This window comes from Streptosporangium sp. NPDC001681 (genome assembly GCF_040298085.1).
GTDB lineage: Bacteria > Actinomycetota > Actinomycetes > Streptosporangiales > Streptosporangiaceae > Streptosporangium.
In genome coordinates this window covers 22,326-39,443 of record NZ_JBEOZN010000018.1, presented here as the reverse complement: position 1 = coordinate 39,443, position 17,118 = coordinate 22,326, and the positions used below count along the sequence as shown (strand labels likewise).

15 protein-coding genes are annotated in these 17,118 nt (G+C 69.5%); 5 read left to right on the top strand and 10 right to left on the bottom strand.

Going from position 1 to position 17,118, the window contains the following annotated elements:
- Positions 1-135: 135 nt before the first annotated feature.
- From ABT130_RS11345 to ABT130_RS11320, 5 genes are all read right to left on the bottom strand, one after another.
- Entirely contained in the window at positions 136-978 is an 843-nt protein-coding gene (locus ABT130_RS11345; protein WP_350954806.1) for an SDR family NAD(P)-dependent oxidoreductase, read from the bottom strand.
- Positions 979-1,164: 186 nt separating this feature from the next.
- Positions 1,165-2,049 carry a helix-turn-helix transcriptional regulator gene (locus tag ABT130_RS11340; RefSeq protein WP_350954803.1) on the bottom strand — a complete coding sequence of 295 codons (885 nt, stop codon included), beginning with the start codon at positions 2,047-2,049 and terminating at the stop codon, positions 1,165-1,167.
- A 597-nt stretch (positions 2,050-2,646) separates the two neighbouring features.
- Positions 2,647-6,216 (bottom strand): family 78 glycoside hydrolase catalytic domain, encoded by a 3,570-nt coding sequence (locus tag ABT130_RS11335; protein WP_350954800.1) that lies wholly within the window; start codon positions 6,214-6,216, stop codon positions 2,647-2,649.
- Between the two features lie 162 nt (positions 6,217-6,378).
- Positions 6,379-6,681, bottom strand: a complete 303-nt coding sequence (locus tag ABT130_RS11330; RefSeq protein ID WP_350954798.1) for an ATP-binding cassette domain-containing protein — start codon at positions 6,679-6,681, stop codon at positions 6,379-6,381.
- Between the two features lie 393 nt (positions 6,682-7,074).
- Positions 7,075-7,902: a helix-turn-helix domain-containing protein gene (locus tag ABT130_RS11320; protein WP_350954796.1), complete on the bottom strand. Its 828-nt coding sequence runs from the start codon at positions 7,900-7,902 to the stop codon at positions 7,075-7,077.
- Between the two features lie 369 nt (positions 7,903-8,271).
- Here ABT130_RS11320 and ABT130_RS11315 point away from each other — a divergent pair, with 369 nt between their 5' ends.
- On the top strand, positions 8,272-8,820 hold the full coding sequence (locus ABT130_RS11315; protein WP_350954794.1) for an NAD(P)-binding domain-containing protein: 549 nt from the start codon (positions 8,272-8,274) through the stop codon (positions 8,818-8,820).
- Between the two features lie 269 nt (positions 8,821-9,089).
- Here the strand turns inward: ABT130_RS11315 and ABT130_RS11310 are convergent, their stop codons facing one another.
- Positions 9,090-9,836, bottom strand: a complete 747-nt coding sequence (locus ABT130_RS11310) for a sulfite exporter TauE/SafE family protein (protein ID WP_350954792.1) — start codon at positions 9,834-9,836, stop codon at positions 9,090-9,092.
- Between the two features lie 153 nt (positions 9,837-9,989).
- Here ABT130_RS11310 and ABT130_RS11305 point away from each other — a divergent pair, with 153 nt between their 5' ends.
- On the top strand, positions 9,990-10,334 hold the full coding sequence (locus ABT130_RS11305) for a toxin-antitoxin system YwqK family antitoxin (protein ID WP_350954790.1): 345 nt from the start codon (positions 9,990-9,992) through the stop codon (positions 10,332-10,334).
- Between the two features lie 28 nt (positions 10,335-10,362).
- Here the strand turns inward: ABT130_RS11305 and ABT130_RS11300 are convergent, their stop codons facing one another.
- Positions 10,363-11,136: a MerR family transcriptional regulator gene (locus ABT130_RS11300; RefSeq protein ID WP_350954789.1), complete on the bottom strand. Its 774-nt coding sequence runs from the start codon at positions 11,134-11,136 to the stop codon at positions 10,363-10,365.
- Positions 11,137-11,292: 156 nt separating this feature from the next.
- Here ABT130_RS11300 and ABT130_RS11295 point away from each other — a divergent pair, with 156 nt between their 5' ends.
- From ABT130_RS11295 to ABT130_RS11285, 3 genes are read left to right on the top strand one after another with little or no spacing between them, the layout of a single operon-like run.
- Positions 11,293-12,108, top strand: coding sequence for a carotenoid biosynthesis protein (locus ABT130_RS11295; protein WP_350954787.1), 816 nt, complete (start codon positions 11,293-11,295; stop codon positions 12,106-12,108).
- 41 nt (positions 12,109-12,149) lie between these two features.
- Positions 12,150-12,344 carry an NAD(P)-binding protein gene (locus ABT130_RS11290; protein ID WP_350954785.1) on the top strand — a complete coding sequence of 65 codons (195 nt, stop codon included), beginning with the start codon at positions 12,150-12,152 and terminating at the stop codon, positions 12,342-12,344.
- Positions 12,345-12,375: 31 nt separating this feature from the next.
- Complete coding sequence (locus ABT130_RS11285; RefSeq protein WP_350954783.1) at positions 12,376-13,581, top strand: glycosyltransferase family 2 protein; 1,206 nt, start codon at positions 12,376-12,378, stop codon at positions 13,579-13,581.
- Positions 13,582-13,747: 166 nt separating this feature from the next.
- Here the strand turns inward: ABT130_RS11285 and plsX are convergent, their stop codons facing one another.
- The 3 genes from plsX to ABT130_RS11270 form a co-directional block, all read right to left on the bottom strand.
- On the bottom strand, positions 13,748-14,719 hold the full coding sequence (gene plsX, locus ABT130_RS11280; protein WP_350954781.1) for a phosphate acyltransferase PlsX: 972 nt from the start codon (positions 14,717-14,719) through the stop codon (positions 13,748-13,750).
- A 104-nt stretch (positions 14,720-14,823) separates the two neighbouring features.
- Complete coding sequence (locus tag ABT130_RS11275) at positions 14,824-15,201, bottom strand: NAD(P)-binding protein (protein ID WP_350954779.1); 378 nt, start codon at positions 15,199-15,201, stop codon at positions 14,824-14,826.
- Positions 15,202-15,483: 282 nt separating this feature from the next.
- Complete coding sequence (locus ABT130_RS11270) at positions 15,484-17,082, bottom strand: AMP-binding protein (RefSeq protein ID WP_350954777.1); 1,599 nt, start codon at positions 17,080-17,082, stop codon at positions 15,484-15,486.
- Positions 17,083-17,118 lie beyond the last annotated feature (36 nt).

The window sequence follows — 17,118 nt, the reverse complement described above, 5'->3', positions numbered from 1 at the left end:
TGTACCTCTTTCGGGGATGTTGTGAAGCTTCCAGTGGTGCTGTGGAGCAGGGCCCGGCCATCGAGGGCCGGTGAGGCGGCACGGTGCGTTGCGGGCAGATCGGCGCCGAGACGGGGCCGTGCGATCGGCCGGGGGTCAGGCGGCGACGTCGTCGTGAGCGGTGGCGGCGGACTTGGCCCGCCAGGCGTTCAGGTCGTCGTGGATCTGATCGAGCTTGACCTGAAGCCGGTCGATGGTGTCGGGCCCGAGGTACAGGTGGGTGGGCAGCGTGTCCTGCGTGGTCACCTCGTAGATCAGGGCCGCGCCCTTGACCGGGTCGCCAAGCTGCGTGTGGCTGGCCGTCGCGGCCCACTCGAGCGTCACATGGGCAGGGGTGCCGTCGTAGGCGGCGATCCTGTTCGCGGCCGTTGACAGCGAACTGGCGTCCAGGAAGTCGGTGCGCAGCACGCCCGGCTCGACCACCATGGACTGGATGCCGAACGGCGCCAGTTCCTTCGACAGTGCCTCGCTGATCCCGGCCACGGCGAACTTCGAGGCGTTGTACATGCTCACCCCGGGCTCGCCCTCGAAACCGGATCGAGAGCCGATGTGCACGAGTTTGCCGGATCCTTGACGACGCATGACGGGCAGCACGGCGCGGGTCATGTCGATGAGGCCGAAGAGGTTCAGGTCGAACAGAGAGCGGGCCTCGACGTCGGTGATCTCCTCCAGGGCGCCGAGCAGGCCGCGGCCGGCGTTGTTGACCAGCACGTCGATGGCGCCGAACCGGTCGGCGGCGGCCTGGACGGCGGCGGGGATGGCCGCGCCGTCGGTGACGTCAAGGGCGACGGTGAGCACGTTGCCCGCCTTGTCGAGGTCCTCCGGCACGCGGTCCGGGTTGCGCACCGCGATCACGACGTTGTCGCCCTTGTCGACGGCGGTGCGGGCGATCTCGGCGCCCAGGCCGCGGGATGCTCCGGTGATGAACCAGGTGGTCATGACGGTGTCCTTCGTTCCGTTCCCTTTGGCTGACACGGATGAGTTTGCCGAGGTCAGCGAGGTGGAAGAAGGTCACGGGTTTCCTGGGAGTGGCTTACCTAGGAACCAGGGCGGACCGGGCCCATGGACGTCGAAGAGGCCGGAGCGTGGCCCCGGCCTCACAGTGTCCTGCCAATTGCTCGCCGCCTAGCCTGGCCGCTTGTCCCCGGCCGCGAGTGCGTCGTCGGCGGCCTCCAGCCTGCGGACCATCGCTTGGTCGGCCCGCGTCCGTAGCCGCCCGAACGCGGCGGCGGTCATGGAGGCGGGCTCGGCCTGGTAGACGACGAGCTGCTGATGAGGGGCACCGTTGACGGTGAACGCGGAGAACAGGATGTGCAGGTCGCCAACGTGTGGGTGGCGCAGGTGCTTGCCCTCCTGCGTCTTGGGCTTCACGTCGTGGCGGCCCCACAACCTGGCGAACTCCGGGCTTCCGGCCGACAGTTCCTCCACCACCTCGCTGAGCCGCACGGACTCTGGATCGTGGCTGTAGGCGGCGCGCAGCTCAGCCACGCAGGAGTGCGCCGCCCGCTCCCACTCCTGGTAGAAGTCACGCCCCGCGGGGTCGAGGAATACCATGCGAGCCAGGTTGTCAGCAGGGGCGAAGCCTTCGTGCAACGCGGCGGCCAGGGTGTTGCACGCCAAGATGTCCAGAGCCGGGCCCAGCGCGAACGCCGGAGAGGTGGACCAGCTGTCCATGAGCTGTAGCAACTGCGGACTGATGGATGTGCCTTGGGCCCGGCTCCAGGCACGGGCCGCCGGTGGCTGGACCAGCCGCCACAGATGCTCGGTGGCCGCCGGGTCGAGCAGCAGTGCGCGGGCCACCGCCTCGACCACCTGCGGAGACGGGCTGGACTCGCGTCCCTGCTCCAGCCGCACGTAGTAGTCGCTGCTCATCCCGGCCAGCATCGCCACCTCTTCACGCCGTAACCCCTTGACCCGTCGGCGCCCGTACTCGGGCAGCCCCACATCCTCAGGTTTGAGCGCCTCGCGACGGGCGCGCAGGAAGTCACCCAAGGGCGTGCCGGCGCTCATCTGGCCACGACCTGGCAGCCGCATGTCGCGGCCGCGCCGAGGTGCCCGTCTCTTACCCGGTTGTGGTGTCGTGCTGCAGGCCTGTACATGGATTCCTCTCCGTCAAAGGGCGATTTGACCGCCATCGACGACGTGGACGCCGCGGTGCGAGCAGTTGCCGCTTAAAAGGTAATCGTGATCTTGCCTTGGACGTGGCGTTCGGCGAAGAAGGAGTTGGCGCCGGAGATCCGAGTCGGCTGACCGGACAGCACGTTTCCCGGGTTCGACACTGCACCCGATGTCTTGTGCATGGCTGTGGGACTCACCGTCCGTGACGTCGGCGAGTAGTTCAACCCGGCCACCGCGGGCGGAGCCGCGGCATCCGCCCCGGGAGAGGCCTGAGCCGGGCTCGCGGCGGCGAGCAGGCTCGCGCTCAACAGGAGGAGCGCCCATCGCCCGCCGATATGGCTAGCGGCCGGCCTGTGCACGTTCTACCTCCGTTTTCTGTACGGGCCGATGACGCCCTGGCTGTAGAGCCACACCGCCTGTCCGTTTCAGCCCGTTCGGGCAACTCTGCTTCACCGGACGCATGGCCGGGCGAGCCGGTCACATGCTCGGTCATGAGGTCTCTCCATTGAAGGTGTGGCTTCCGGAGCCGATCTCGTGCCGGATGCCGGAGGGCAGCTCGACGGTCGCGAGCGCCCCGACCGGCACCGTGACGTGGAGCGTGAACCTGCCGCTGTCGCGCTTCCATCTCACGGACACTCGACCGTCCACCGTCTGAGTCGAGGCCTCGACGTATTTCAGATCGCCCAAGAACCGCGGCGCGACCCTGATCCGGTCGCGTGTCACGTGGAGCCCGGCCAGGTCCTGGAAGAACCACTCCCCGATGGCGCCGCCGAGAAACACGTGGTCGCGCGAGCGGGCGTCGAGGTCCCACCGCTCCCAGAGGGTGGTCGCGCCGTTGTCGGCCCAGTAACCCCAGCTCGGATACGTCCGCTGGTTGGCCACTCTGTAGGCCAGCTCGCCGTGACCTCGCTTGGTCAGCTCGGTCAGCAGGTACTTCGTGCCGAGGGCGCCGGTATTGAGGTGGTCGCCGCGCGCTTCGATGTCCCTGACGAGCCGGTCAGTGATCGCCTTCTCCTGGCCGGCCGGCGCCAGCCCGAGCGCCAGGCCGATAAGAGCCGACGTCTGCCGATAGTCGGGGTCGCTGTTCGTGACGTACGCGTCGCCGCGCAGGAACTCCCGGTTGAAGGCGTCCTTCATCTTCGCCGCCGCTTCTCGGTAACGTGCCGCGTCGGCGCGCTCCCCGAGGACCTCCGCCGCGTCGGCGACGATCAGCGTATTGGAGTAGGTGTACGCGGTCCCCGCCAGCCTCATGTCCTCCGGGCTGTTGCCGCCATAGCCGGGAGCCAGGTAGTCGTTGAGCGTGCTGGGGTACAGGCCTGTGGTGGAACGCTTGAGCCAGCCGTCCAGGTACCTCCGCATCTCCGGGTAGTTCTCGGCGAGCAGGTCACGGTCACCGTAGCGCTGGTACATCAGCCACGGGATCACCGTGAAGGAGGCCTGCCACGGCGGCGATGGCCAGCCTGGGCCAAGCCCCCAGCCGTTGTCGGGGACGATCGCCGGGACAAGCCCGTCAGGCCCCAGGCTGTCGCGGTGGTCGGTCATCCACTTGGTGAACTGGCGGCGCAGGTCGAACTCCGATGTCTCCATCGCCGCCATGAGCTGGGCATCACCCGTCCACCCGTTCTTCTCATACATCGGAGTATCGGTGGGAATGCCGTGCCAGTTGTTGAGCACGGTCTGCCTGGTCATGGCGTTGATCTGGTTGAACAACGGGTTGGAGCTGCGGAACGTGCCCACCGACCGCAGGTCGGAGTGCACCTCGCGGCCGTCCAGGTCGCCGGCGGTCGGCGCGTCTCCCGGCCAGCCGGTCACCTCGACGTACTGGAATCCGTGGTAGGTATAACGAGGTTCCCAGGTCTCGGTCCGATCCTTGCCGGCGAGGACATACTCGTCGATCTGGAACCGGCCGGTGACATGCCCACTGGCAGCCAGCACGGTGCCGTCCGCGTTGAGCCGCTCGCCGTACTTCAGCCTGATCGTGGTCCCCTTCGGGCCGTGCGTACGGATCCGCGCCCATCCCGCGATGTTGCGCGGCAGTTTGAAAACGTACGTCCCCGGCTTGGGCTCGGTGACGGACTCCGGCCGCAACGTGTCCGTGACCCTGATCGGCTCCTGCTCCTGCGGCACGAGTTCTCCCTTGGGGGCCGGTACCACCTTCGCCGCCGCCCATGTCGAGGCATCGAACGACGTGGTGTCCCAGCCGCGCTGTTCCTCGCGAGCGTCGTAGGTCTCTCCGCCGTAGAGCGAGTCGAAGCGGACCGGGCCTTGCGCGTAGCGCCACTGGCCGTCGGTGGCGATCGACTCGGTACTGCCATCGGTGTAGGTGACCACGAGGTCGGCCTTCAGCCGGGGTTCGCCGTTCCAGGCCGTGCTGTCCCAGTCCCAGACGTTTCTCTGGGTCATGCCGTAGAAGCCGCGGCCGAGCCGGGCGCCGATCACGTTGCCGCCCTCACGCAGCAGTTTCGTGACGTCGTAGGTGACGTACTGCAGGCGCGTGTCGTAGCGGGTGAAGCCAGGCTGCAGCACCTGGTCGCCGACGCGGCGGCCGTTGAGGCTCAGCTCCACATAGCCGCCGGCCGCCGCGTGCAGCCTGGCCTGGGCGATGGCTTTGCCGACCCGGAAGGCACGGCGGAGCAGCGGCTCCGGCAGGGTTTCCCGTTCGGGGACGACCTTGCCCCAGGGGCCGTCGCCCCAGGTGGCCAGGTGCTTGGCCACCCTCCACAAGGAGTCGTCGAAGGTCGCCGACGTCCAGCCGGCAGACGGTTCGGTGTCAGTGGTGCGCCACGAGGCGTCCGTGTCGACGAGTCCCTCCAGCCTACCCAGCAGGCCCGCGGGCCCGGGCCTGCCGTTGATCGCCTTGACCGCGATCACGTTCGGGCCCTGGCGCAGCTTGTCCGCCACGTCGACCACGATCGGCCGTCGCCAGCTGTCCTGCGTGGGGTCGGGGTTCGTGGCGCCGACTTCGACGCCGTTGATCCAGGCGGTGAAGCCGTCGTCCGCAGTCATCACCAGGCGGGCCACCTCGGGGATCGCGGCGACATCGAACGTGCGGCGGAAGTATCGGGTGGCGGCGGGCGCGTGCGCGGCGGGGTCGCCTTCCGGATACCAGATCCAGTCGGTGCCGGTCAGATCCGGCGTGCCGGTGCCGCGTGCGGGCTCGGGCACGACTCTGCCCCACGGATCGCCGCCCCAGGTGGTGAGTTCCCTGGCCGCCGCCCAGGAGGAGTCGTCGAAGGCCGCCGACGTCCAGCCGGCAGACGGTTCGGTGTCAGTGGTGCGCCAGGAGGCGTCCGTGTCGACGACGCCCTCCAACCTGCCCAGCACCCCAGCGGGGCTCTGACCGCCGTTGATCGCCTTGACCGCGATCGCGTTCCGGCCCTGGCGCAGCTTGTCCGCCACGTCGACCACGATCGGCCGTCGCCAGCTCTCCAGTCGAGGATCGGCGTCTCTGGCGCCAACCTCGACGCCGTTGACCCAGGCGGTGAAGCCATCGTCGACGGTGAGGATCAGCCTGGCGGTCGATGGCACCTCCGTTAGGTCAATGGATTTCCTGAAGTATCGGGTGCCTGCGGGGGCGCTTCTGAGAGGGTCGCCCTCCGGGTACCAGATCCACTTGGTGCCGGTCAGATCGGGCGGGGCGTCCGGAGTCCCCGGCGCACCGATCCAGGCCCCGTGCACGGTGGCGGGGGCGGTCTCGAACCAGGACTTCCCGCTCCAGGCCGACCAGGTTCCGTTCATGTCCGCGGCCTTGACCCGCCAGGTGTAACGGGTGGCGGGACGCAGCGGCGGCCCGGCGTAGCGGATGTCGTAGTGGCTCTCGCTCTTGACGGCACCCGAATTCCAGACTCGGCGCCCGCCTTCAGAGATCTCGACCTCGTAGGCCGTCTGCTTCTGGCCCTTCCGCTCGGCGCGCAGCAGCCAGCCCAGCCGCGGGTTGGTCGCGGCGATCGCGATGGGGGCCGGGGCGTGCTCGGTCTCCAGGTCGGTGACGCGCAGGTCGGTGTGATTCGGCACGATCACGTTGGTCAGGATCAACGCCGCAGTTAAAACAAGCTTCATGCTCCCCATCCCGCTTGCGACGCGCCGCCCACTCGGTCGGCGCAGGTTTGCGCGAAGTATTCGGACCTGTCGTAGGCCGCCATCGGATCCGGGTCCACGCCCATCTCCATGCGCAGCGAAGCGAACAGGGGCCGGACATCAATGGATGACCGCGACGCCGGCTTACTGCGCGTCGGCGGGCCCGCCGAAGGTGACAGGGGATCCGTTCGGCAGGACCTGGCCGGTGTCCGGCCGGTGCACCCCCGAGAGGATCTTCACCAGCGTCGACCTGCCCGCCCCGTTCTCGCCGGCCAGGGCATGGACCTCTCCCGCCGCCGGCTTCGAAGACACCTCGCGCAAGGCTTGGACGGCGCCGAAAGACTTGCTGACGCCAGACAACGCCAAAACCGCCATCCGCATCGCCTCACTTATCAAATCGTTTTTACGATTGGTGAGGAACGTACGGCCGATCAAGCGAAACGTCAACGGTGTACTTGTCGAAACTTGGTTGTTACGTTTTAATCCAGCTCTAACGGTAGTGAACATCAAGGAGGTCACGCAGCACGTGGAGGCTCGCCGGGCACAGTGTCGAATGTGCTGAACAGGCCGGACAAGGTGGCCGCCGCCACCAGGAACCGAGTGCAGGGCTGTGCCGGCTCACCGCCGATGCCTGCGGCCTGCCGGTCGTCGCCGGGCCTGCGGAGGCTACCGCCATTGGCAACGTTCTCGTCCAGACCGGCGCGGCCACCACCTTGGCCGAGATGCGCGCCTTGGTGGCGCGCTTTCCGGATCGCCCACGGGCCGGGGCAGTCGTTGACGTGGACGTCGGTAAGCCCGTGCGGGCAGCCGGCGAACGGCGATGCCGACCTCCGGGGGAGATCAGGGCTGGACGGACAGCGTGCTCAGCAGGGCCAGAGCCTCCGCCGAACTGGATCCCGGGTCGGCCGGTTGGGCGATCAGACGCTGACCCGGGGCGCTGGTGATCGGGAAGATCTCGGATTTCAGATGCAGTTCGCCCACACCGGGGTGGAAGAACCTGCTGCCCTGCACTATCGCCCCGCGTGGCTCGCGCTCGGCCCACAGCCGCCGGAAGTCGGCGCTGCCGATCGACAGCTCACCGATCAATTCCCGCACGCGCTGCTCCACGGGGGCCTCGCGGGCCGATTGGCGCAGTTCGTGTACAGCGGCTCGTGCGGTGAGGTCCCATTCGTGAAAGAACTCCCGCCCAGCGGGATCGAGGAAGATCATGTGCAGCATGTTGTTGCCAAAGGTGAAGCGGCTGTGCAATGCCTCCGCCAGCGGATTGCGTACAAGCATGTCCTGGGACCGGCCCAGGACGTAGGCGGGGGCGCTGGTCCAGTCGTTGAGCAGCCGCAGCACCCGCGTGCCGACCCGTTCGACGCGATCCGGCCGCCGCCGCCCTTCAATGGGTCGGGCCAGCCGGTACAACTCCACCACAGCCGCTTCGTCCAGCCGCAGCGCGTGAGCCAGACTCTTCACGGTCTGCTGGGTGGGGTGACGCTCTCGTCCCTGTTCCAGGCGGATGTAGTGGCCGACGCTGAGACCGGCCAACCGTGCGACCTCCTCACGGCGCAGCCCGGGAACCTGACGACGACTCTGGATCGCCATCCCCACCTCCTCCGGCCGCAGCCGCGCACGGCGAGCGCGCAGGAACTCTCCCAGAGGATTGGGCGCCTCACTGTCCATGACCTTGAGGTTAGGGGAGGAACCGGCCCTGCGATGCTGCTTAGCCTGGGTGCGTTACCCCCAGCTAACGCCGTGGCAAACCGTCGTACACTCGCTGCTGGTATCCGCCTCATCCGACCGAGCGGCAAATGGTGTTCCTAGGAATCGCGCGACCTTCCTCCGCCCTCGGGGTCTGGACAGACTCGGATCTGTCAGCGGCGGGAGCACCACACCCTGCGCCGGCCGTCCTTGCTGACATGTCATCCAACTCTGGAAGTTTCAACTGCTCGGCAACAACGCCGAGTGACCAAGCGTCCGCCTCTCGGGTGGCACGACCATGCTCGTTCCGGATACGGCATCAACGCACCAGACAACGAACCAGGAGAGACCATGAATGTCACGGTGATCGGACGGGGACGGATAGGGGGCGGGCTGGGCCGTCTGTGGCAGAGTGCCGGCCATCACGTCACCACACTCGGCCGGGAGGGCGGCGAGGCGAGGGAGGGCGACGTCATCGTGGTAGCGGTCCCCGGGCAAGCCATCGCTGACGCCCTGGCCCGGGTAAAGGGGCTGAACGGGCAGGTGACGATCGACGCCACCAACATCTACGTCCCACGGACGAGCTCGTACCCATCGCTAGCCCACGAGATCAAGTCCGTCATCGGGGGACCGACCGCCAAGTCGTTCTCCACCAACTTCGCCATCCTCTACGACGACATCGCCAGGCAGCGGGTCAAGCCGAGCAACCTGTACGCCGCCGACCCCGGCGCCCGCCTGGTGACCGAAAGGTTGATCGGAGACGCAGGCTTCGACCCGGTCTTCGCCGGAGACCTAGACCATGCCGCGCGCTTGCTGGAGGACAGCTCCGCACTCACCCGGGCCATCAGCGGGCAGATCGGCCCCTACTTCTACCGTTACGGGAACGCCGGCGAGTTCTGACTGAGCTGTTCCGCGTTGACGGACGCCATCCCTGACACCGAGGAGGAAGCACACCGAGGCGGCCCGCATGTCTACGAAGGCTGGGAGTATTACCGCACTCCGCGCTTTTGACCTTCCAGCCCGTACGACCCGGCGCCAATGAGCGACCTCCAGCGCTCCCATTTGCCTTAGAGGCGCTTTTCACCATGCGCGGCGCCGTACCTTTCGACGGCGATCGGCTTCCAGCATGGCACCTCGCGGGCGAGGCCCGAATGCTGGTAAAACAAACTTCACCACGCGTAGGCGTCGACGCCGAGTTTGAGCGCGACGAGCAGGCCGCAGGCGGCGGTGCCGAGGCGGAGCGCGCGGCCGGGCAGGCGTCGGGCGATCGACGGGCCAAGCCGGCCGCCCAGCAGGAATCCCAGTGCGAGGGGTACCGCCGCCGACCACTGCACCGGCCCGAAGAGGGCGAAGCCGATCGCCGCCACCCCGTTGGCCAGGGCGGAGGCGACGTTCTTGATAGCGTTGATCTTGACCGGTGACTGGTCGAGCACGGCCGAGAGCACCGCGAACATGAGGACCCCACCGGCGGCCCCGAAGTAGCCGATGTAGATCGCGACGGCGAACATGGCGGCGCGCGCCTTCCATCCGTCCTCGCCGCCGTACCCTCCCATCGTGTTCGGCGGACGGAGCAGCAGCAGCGAGGCGAACGCGATCAGCCAGGGCGCGATCGCCTCGAACGTGTCGGAGGGGGTCGCCAGCAGCAACCCGGCCCCCAGCGCCCCGCCGAGCAGGGTCATCGTGCCGAGTCGCAGGACCCTCGCGCCCTGTCCGGCCAGTTCCGGCCGCGACCCGAACGCCGCGCCCACCCCGTTGAAGGTCAGCGCGACCGTGTTCGTCACGTTCGCGGTCACCGGCGGCAGGCCGAACGCCAGCAGCACCGGGTAGGAGATGATCGAGGCCAGGCTCACCACCGTACCGACCACCCCGGCCAGCACCCCGGCTCCGAACAGTCCCAGCACTTCAACGACGTTCACGGGGGGACAGCCAACCACACCTCCCCGTCTGGCACGGCACCACCCACGGCGCAGATACGGGGTGTCGGATTCCGGGTTTACCAACAGACCTTTCCGGCCGAACACCCGGGAACGAACCAGCACATTCAGCTAGCCCGCTCCTATGCTGTCGTCATGGCGGAGGAATATTTCAAGGACGGGCCCCTGTCGGGTAAGGGCGACTACTCGGACGGGCAGCGGAGTGGACCGTGGACTTTCTACTTTCGGAACGGCCGGTTGAAGGCGGAGGGTGTTTACCAGGCCGGACAGCTCGTCGGCGAGTGGGTCTGGCACCGCGAGGGCGGCGGCCTCCTGCAGCAGGGCGCCTTCGTGGACGGTAAGCAGCACGGCCCGTGGCGCCGCTGGCACGACAACGGCAACCTGCTGGACGAGGGGACGTACAACGTCGGCAAGAAAACCGGCGAATGGGTCACCTACGACAAGACGGGCAAGGAAACGAAGCGGACAACCCACCGCTGACCAGATGGTCGTCTCGTCTGCCCGTCGGCTATCCGGCCTGCCGGGCCCGTTCCAGGTAGTGGACCAGGTCGCGCATCCGTGCCGCGGGCCACGGCAGGCTCCGGCCGATCTCCTCGCTGTTCTCCTGCCATGTCCGCCGCGCCGCGGCTCTGGTCTGCTCCCCGTCGCGGCCGTCGTTGTGGAACCGGTTCGCCAGCGCGTCCCAGCGGCCGACCAGGACCCGCACCCTCGGGTCGTCCACGGGGGTGTCGTCCTGTACGTGCCGCAGGAGTTCCTCGACGAGCCCGGCCCATTCGGTCTTGGCCGCCTCGACGGCCTCCTGGCCTAGTTCGGCCCTGCGCCGGGCCAGTTGCTCTCGCTGCTCCGTCGTGAACGAGGTCTCGAACACAGAGATCATCTCCAAGGTCATCATGAACTGTTCAGCATCGGGCATCGACGCGCTGTCGATCTGCTCCAGCAGCCCGCCAAGCCGGTGCGTCAGCTGCCGGATCCGTGCGGCGTGTGCTTCCAGCTCGCGCAACTGGGCCTTCAGCAGGTCACTCATCACCGCCAGATCGTCCGTGGAGTTCATGAGTACGCTCGCTGTCTCCTCCAGTGACAACCCGAGTGCCCGCAGGGCCCGCACCCGATACAGCCGTCGCACATCACGCCTTGTGTAGCGGCGGTGCCCCGACGCGGTGCGTTCGCTCGCGCTCAGCAGGCCGATCTCGTCGTAGTGGTGCAGCGCGCGCACGGTCATCCCGCTCGCCCGTGCCACCTCGCCGATGCTCCATCTGCGCCCGGCGTCGTCTTTCCCGATCACGCCCGCAACGTTAGGACCTCTCGCCACGGCAGGTTCAAGCCCCGGCCCTTCTGGAAGTCGCGGGCCCCGCCACCGTCTTCCGGGAGATCGGGATTTCAAAGCGAACCTGACCTCGCCCAGCCGATCAAATGACCGTCCATCGGGCACAGCCACCAGGTGAACAGCAGACGGGAGGAGCCCGGTGCGTTGCGGGTGTGGCCACCACCGGCAGAACCCGTGGCCACACGCGCCTCGAAGGCGATGGTCGTGCTGGGCGCGGTGCTGCTGGCCGCGATGGTCGTGGCGCAGGTCGCCTCGGGACTGCAGCCTCGGCCGATCGCGCTGACCGGTGTGGTCGTCCCGCTGCTGGCGGCGAGCGCACTGGTCTTCGCCTCGGCGACCTACTCCCCCACCGGAGCCGTCGCGGCGTTCACCGCCGCGGTCGCGACCGGGTACGCCGCGGAGTGGGTCGGGACCAGGACGGGGGTGCCGTTCGGCGACTACCACTACACCGGCGCTCTCCAGCCGGTGCTCGGCGGGGTACCGGTGATCATGGCGCTGGCCTGGGGTGGCATGGGACTGGCGGCCCATGCGGTGGCCGCCGCGACCGCACCCGGCAGCCGGGCCGCGCGGGTCGCGCTGGGGGCGCTGGCGCTCACCGCCTGGGACGTGTTCCTGGACCCGCAGATGACCCGGCTGGGCCTGTGGGTCTGGCACGACCCCGGCCACTACCGTGGCGTCCCGCTCGGTAACTTCGCCGGTTGGCTCGTCGTCTCACTGCTGGTCATGGTCCTGATCGAGTGCCTCGTGGCCGAACCCGCGGCGTGGAGCCCCGGGCTGGTGTCGATCTACACGACGATGGCGGTCATGGAGACCGTCGGTTTCGCGGTGGTTTTCGACCCGCCGGATCCGCTGGTCGCCGTCGCGGGAGGAACGTGCATGGGTCTGTTCGTCCTGCTCGCCTGGGGACACGGATACCGGAGACAACGGTGATCGGGGGACCCGATTTCCATGAGCCTGCTCACGAGGTGCGGATGCCGGAGGTGACGGTGATCGGGGGTGGTGTCGGGGGCATGGTCTGTGCCCTGCTGCCGGCCCGCGAGGGGCACCGGGTGCGCCTGTACGAGCGGCTCCCCCGCCTCGGCGGCAAGCTCGCCGAGCAGGACTTCCCCACCGCTTCCTCCCATGTGACCACCACCGGAGGCCGCGAACCCGGAACCGTCCGGTGAACCACCTGCCCCAGACCGTGGAGGTGTCGCGATGAGAGCGCTGACCGCGCTGCAGGCCGCCGCCGCGCTGGCGGTGGCGGTGCGCCTGGCTCGGGGGCGGCACCGCCTGCCCGCGCTGAACCCCGTGCCGGCCCACGCGCCGGCCCACGAACCCGCTTCGGCGAGGACGACGCCGCCGCGCGTCTCGGTGGTGATCCCCGCCCGTGACGAGGAGGCCCGCCTCGGCCCCTGCCTGTCGGCGGTGCTCGCCGATCCGGCCGTCGCGGAGGTCGTCGTCGTCGACGACGAGTCACGCGACGGCACAGCGGAACTGGCCGCCCGGCTCGGTGCGAAGGTCCTCATCGGAGCGCCGCTTCCCGAGGGCTGGGTGGGCAAGCAGTGGGCCCTGAAGCAGGGGGTCGAGGCGGCGGGGGGCGACGTCGTGGTGACCCTGGACGCGGACGCCCGGCCCGTGCCGGGACTGATCGGCGCGCTCGCGGCGACGCTGGAGGGCTACGATCTGGTGAGCGTGGGCCCCAGGTACCTGTGCGAGGGGACCGCCGAGCAGGCGCTGCACGCCTCGTTCCTGGCCACACTGGTCTACCGCTTCGGCCCGATCGGTCCGCCCACTCCCCCGGCTCCGCACCGTGCGGTGGCCAACGGCCGGTGCATGGCCTTCCGCCGTACGGCGATGCTGAACGTCGACGGGTTCGCGCGGGTCCGCGGGCACCTGGCCGACGACGTGGCGCTGGCCAGGACGCTGGCGGCCCGGGGCTGGGCGGTGGGATTCCTGGACGCCGGGGGCCTGCTGGAGGTCGACATGCACGATTCGGCCGCCGGGGTGTGGCGGGAGTGGGGGCGGTCGCTGTCACTGCGCGACGTCACAGGGCCCGGCTGGCAGGCCGCCGACCTGGCCGTGGTCTGGCTGGCCACCGCGCTGCCCGTGCTGCGGCTGGCGAGCGGCAGGACCACCCGGCTCGACCTGGGCCTGCTGGCCGTACGGCTGCTGCTGGCCGGCGCGTTGCGCGGCAGCTACACGCGGCCGGGTCCCGGTGTGCTGCTCTCCCCGCTGCTGGACCCGCTGGCGGCGCTGCGGCTGACGCAGACCACGTTGCGCCCGGCACGCGGCTGGCGGGGCCGCGTCTACTCGGCGGCCACGACGGGCGGACGACCGGGCCGGGCAACGGCGGACGGGCGAGCGGGCCGGGTCACGACGGGCGGGAGGCCCGCGCCGCCTGACCGAACCGCAGCCCGATGAGGCACATGAGCAGGCCGGTCCCGATCACGTGCGTGACCGGCGCGAAGAGCAACTGGAACAGCGAGACACGCGGCGACGCGATCCCCGCTTCTCCCCCTGCACGAGCGAGGGCACCTGGGACGGAGCCGACCCGCCGGCCCGCCGCGACGAGGCTCCGCCGCGCCGCTCAACGGGCGGCCTCCGCGGTGAGCCGGTCCACGAGCCGGGTGACGACCCCGCCCTCGGCGAGATCGTGCGCCAGCGCGCAGGCGCGCGCGATCGTCGCCGCCCGCGAGGAACCGTGCGCGACGACGACAGTGCCGATCAGGCCGAGCAGCGCCGCCCCGCCGTAGGCCTCCGGGGCGTAGCGGCGGGCCACCGCCCGCAACTCCTCGGCTCCGGCGGCACCGGAACGCGCCACCAGCGTCAGCGCGGCCCGCACCGAACCCTCGACGTTCTTGAGCACCACGTTCCCGGTGAAACCGTCGGTGACGATCACGTCGACGGTGCCCGCGAGCACGTCGTGTCCCTCCACGTTGCCGCAGAAGCGCAACGGCAGCCCGGCGAGCAGCTCACCGGCCCTGCGGGTCAGCCGGTTACCCTTGCCGGGTTCCGAGCCGATCGACAACAGGCCCACCGACGGGTCGGCGACACCGAGCACGAGCTGGGCGTAGGAGGCGCCGAGCAGCGCGAACTGGGCGATCATCTCCGGGGTGGGGTCGGAGGTCGCCCCGGCGTCGATCAGCACGGTCGCGCCGCCGGTGACCGAGGGCAGCGCGATGGCCAGGGCGGGCCGCAGGACGCCCGGGGCACGCCCGATGCCGTGGATGGCGCACGAGACGACCGCGCCCGTGGAACCGGCCGACACGAACGCCGACGCCTCCTTCCGCCGTACGAGGTCGCAGCCGACCGTCAGGCTGGTCGTGGTGGAGAAGACCGCTCCCGCGCCCCGTTCGGTCATCGGGACGACGTCCTCGGCGTGCACCACGCCGATCTCGCCGACGGCGCCGTGTCGGGCGAGCTCGGCGCGGACGGCGCCGGAGCGGCCCACGAGCACCACGGGGATTCCGAGCTCACGCCGGGCCGTGACCGCCCCGGCGACCGTCTCGCCCGGTCCGTGGTCTCCGCCCATCGCGTCGACGGCCACCGGCTCCGACATCACACCCTCCCGACGACAGCATTGGACGACCTCGCACCGGACGATCTCGTGCCGGCCGCACCCGGCCGGTTCACGGCACCTCGGCGATTCGTAGCGGGCCACGGTCAGGTCGGCCCGCGTCGAGCGCAGGACGCCTTCACGTCATCGTGATCGATGCGGGACAGGTCGCCGTGGCCGGGGTCGGCGAGCCTCGCCGGCAGCCGGTCCTCCGACTCCGGGGTGAGCCGGTCCCGGTCGGCACCGCCACGCAGGTTGGCGGTCGGCTCCAGCACGGTGAGGGTGGCGTGGCCGGCCGCGGTGAAGACGTCGGCGAGGACCTCGGGCATGGTCAGCACGGAGGGGCCGGTGTCGAAACGGTACTCGCCGACGGCGGCCGTACCGCAGCAGCCGCCGGGCGCCCGGCCGGCTTCCACGATCGTGACGTCCCGCCCCGCGGCGGCAGGGCCGCCGAGGCCCGCGCCGATCACCACGACATGGCTCACGCGCTCCTCCTCGTCGCCAGGTCCGCGGGGTCCGCGCGTACGCGTTCGGATGCGTCTATCCGGTGGCAGGCGCACGGCCCATGATCAATGGCGTCGGACGACCCATCCCCGGGCCGGGCTGCGGATAAATCAACTCATCGCGCAAGAAGGCGTAAAGACGGCGTCGGCTCCCCGGCCCTTGAAGGGCCGGGGAGCCGACGCGTGGTGAACGACGGGGCGTACCCGCCGCGACTCCGGTGAAGTGCCGGCCGGTGTCCGGCTCGGCGGGAGCGGGGACGGGGATCAGAGGTCGAGCAGCCGCATCGCCTGCTCGCGCATCTCGATCTTGCGGATCTTGCCCGTCACCGTCATGGGGAACCCGTCGACCAGGTGGACGTAGCGGGGGATCTTGTAGTGGGCCAGCCGCCCGGCGCAGAAGTCCCTGACCGCCTCGGCCGTCAGCGGGACGGCCCCCGGCCGCATGACGATCCAGGCCATCAGCTCCTCGCCGTACTTCGGGTCGGGCACACCGATCACCTGGACGTCGTCGATGTCCGGGTGGCCGTGCAGGAACTCCTCCAGCTCGCGGGGGTAGACGTTCTCACCGCCCCTGATCACCATGTCCTTGATGCGTCCGACGACGTTGACGTAGCCGTCGTCGTCCATGGTGGCCAGGTCGCCGGTGTGCATCCAGCGGGCGGCGTCGATCGCCTCGGCGGTCCTGGCGGGCTCGTCCCAGTAGCCGAGCATCACCGAGTAGCCGCGGGTGCACAGCTCGCCGGGCTCACCGCGCGGGACGGTCAGGCCGCTCTCCGGGTGCACGATCTTGACCTCGATGTGCGGCATCGCCCGGCCGACCGTCTCGGTACGGCGGGCCAGGTCGTCGTCGACCCTCGTCATCGTGGACACCGGCGAGGTCTCCGTCATCCCGTAGCAGATCGCAACCTCGCGCATGTTCATCTCGGTGACCACCCGCTTCATGATCTCCACCGGGCAGGGCGAGCCCGCCATGATCCCGGTGCGCAGGCTCGACAGGTCGTACCCGGTGCGGCCGAGCTCGCCGAGCTCGGCGATGAACATGGTCGGCACCCCGTACAGGGAGGTGCAGCGTTCCCGCTCCACGGCCCGCAGCGTGGCGGCGGGGTCGAAGCCCGGCGCGGGGATGACGACGCAGGCCCCGTGGGAGGTCGCCCCGAGGTTGCCCATGACCATCCCGAAGCAGTGGTAGAAGGGCACCGGCAGGCAGACCCTGTCGGTCTCGTCGTAGCCGACCAGCTCGCCGACGAAGTAGCCGTTGTTGAGGATGTTGTGGTGCGACAGGGTCGCACCCTTGGGGAAGCCGGTGGTGCCCGAGGTGTACTGGATGTTGATCGGGTCGTCGAAGGTCAGCGAGGCCATGCGCTCGCGCAGCCGCTCGGGGCCGACATCCGCGGCCCCGGCCAGCAGGCGGTGCCAGCTCTCCTCGCCGATGTAGGCGACGTCGGCGAATCCGATCCCGGCGACCATCGCGCGGTAGTCGCTCGTCTTGTGGCTCACCGCGCTGATCAGCAGCCGCATTCCGGACTGGCGGACGACGTAGTCGAGTTCGTGACCGCGGTAGGCGGGGTTGACGTTGACCAGAATCGCGCCGACCTTCGCGGTGGCGTACTGGACGATCACCCATTCGGCGCAGTTGGGCGACCAGATCCCGACCCGGTCCCCCTTGGCGACGCCCCGGGCGATCAGGGCCCGGGCCAGCCGGTCGACGTCGGCGTTCAGCTCGGCGTAGGTCCAGCGGCGCTCGCCCGGCAGGTCGACCAGGGCTTCCCGGTCGCCGAAGCGGGCCACGATCCGCTCGAAGTTCTCGCCGATGGTCTCACCGAGGAGGGGGACGCCCGAGACGGCGCACGAGTAGGACAGCATGTGGAAAACCTCCGGTCGCTGAGTAACAAGGTGCAC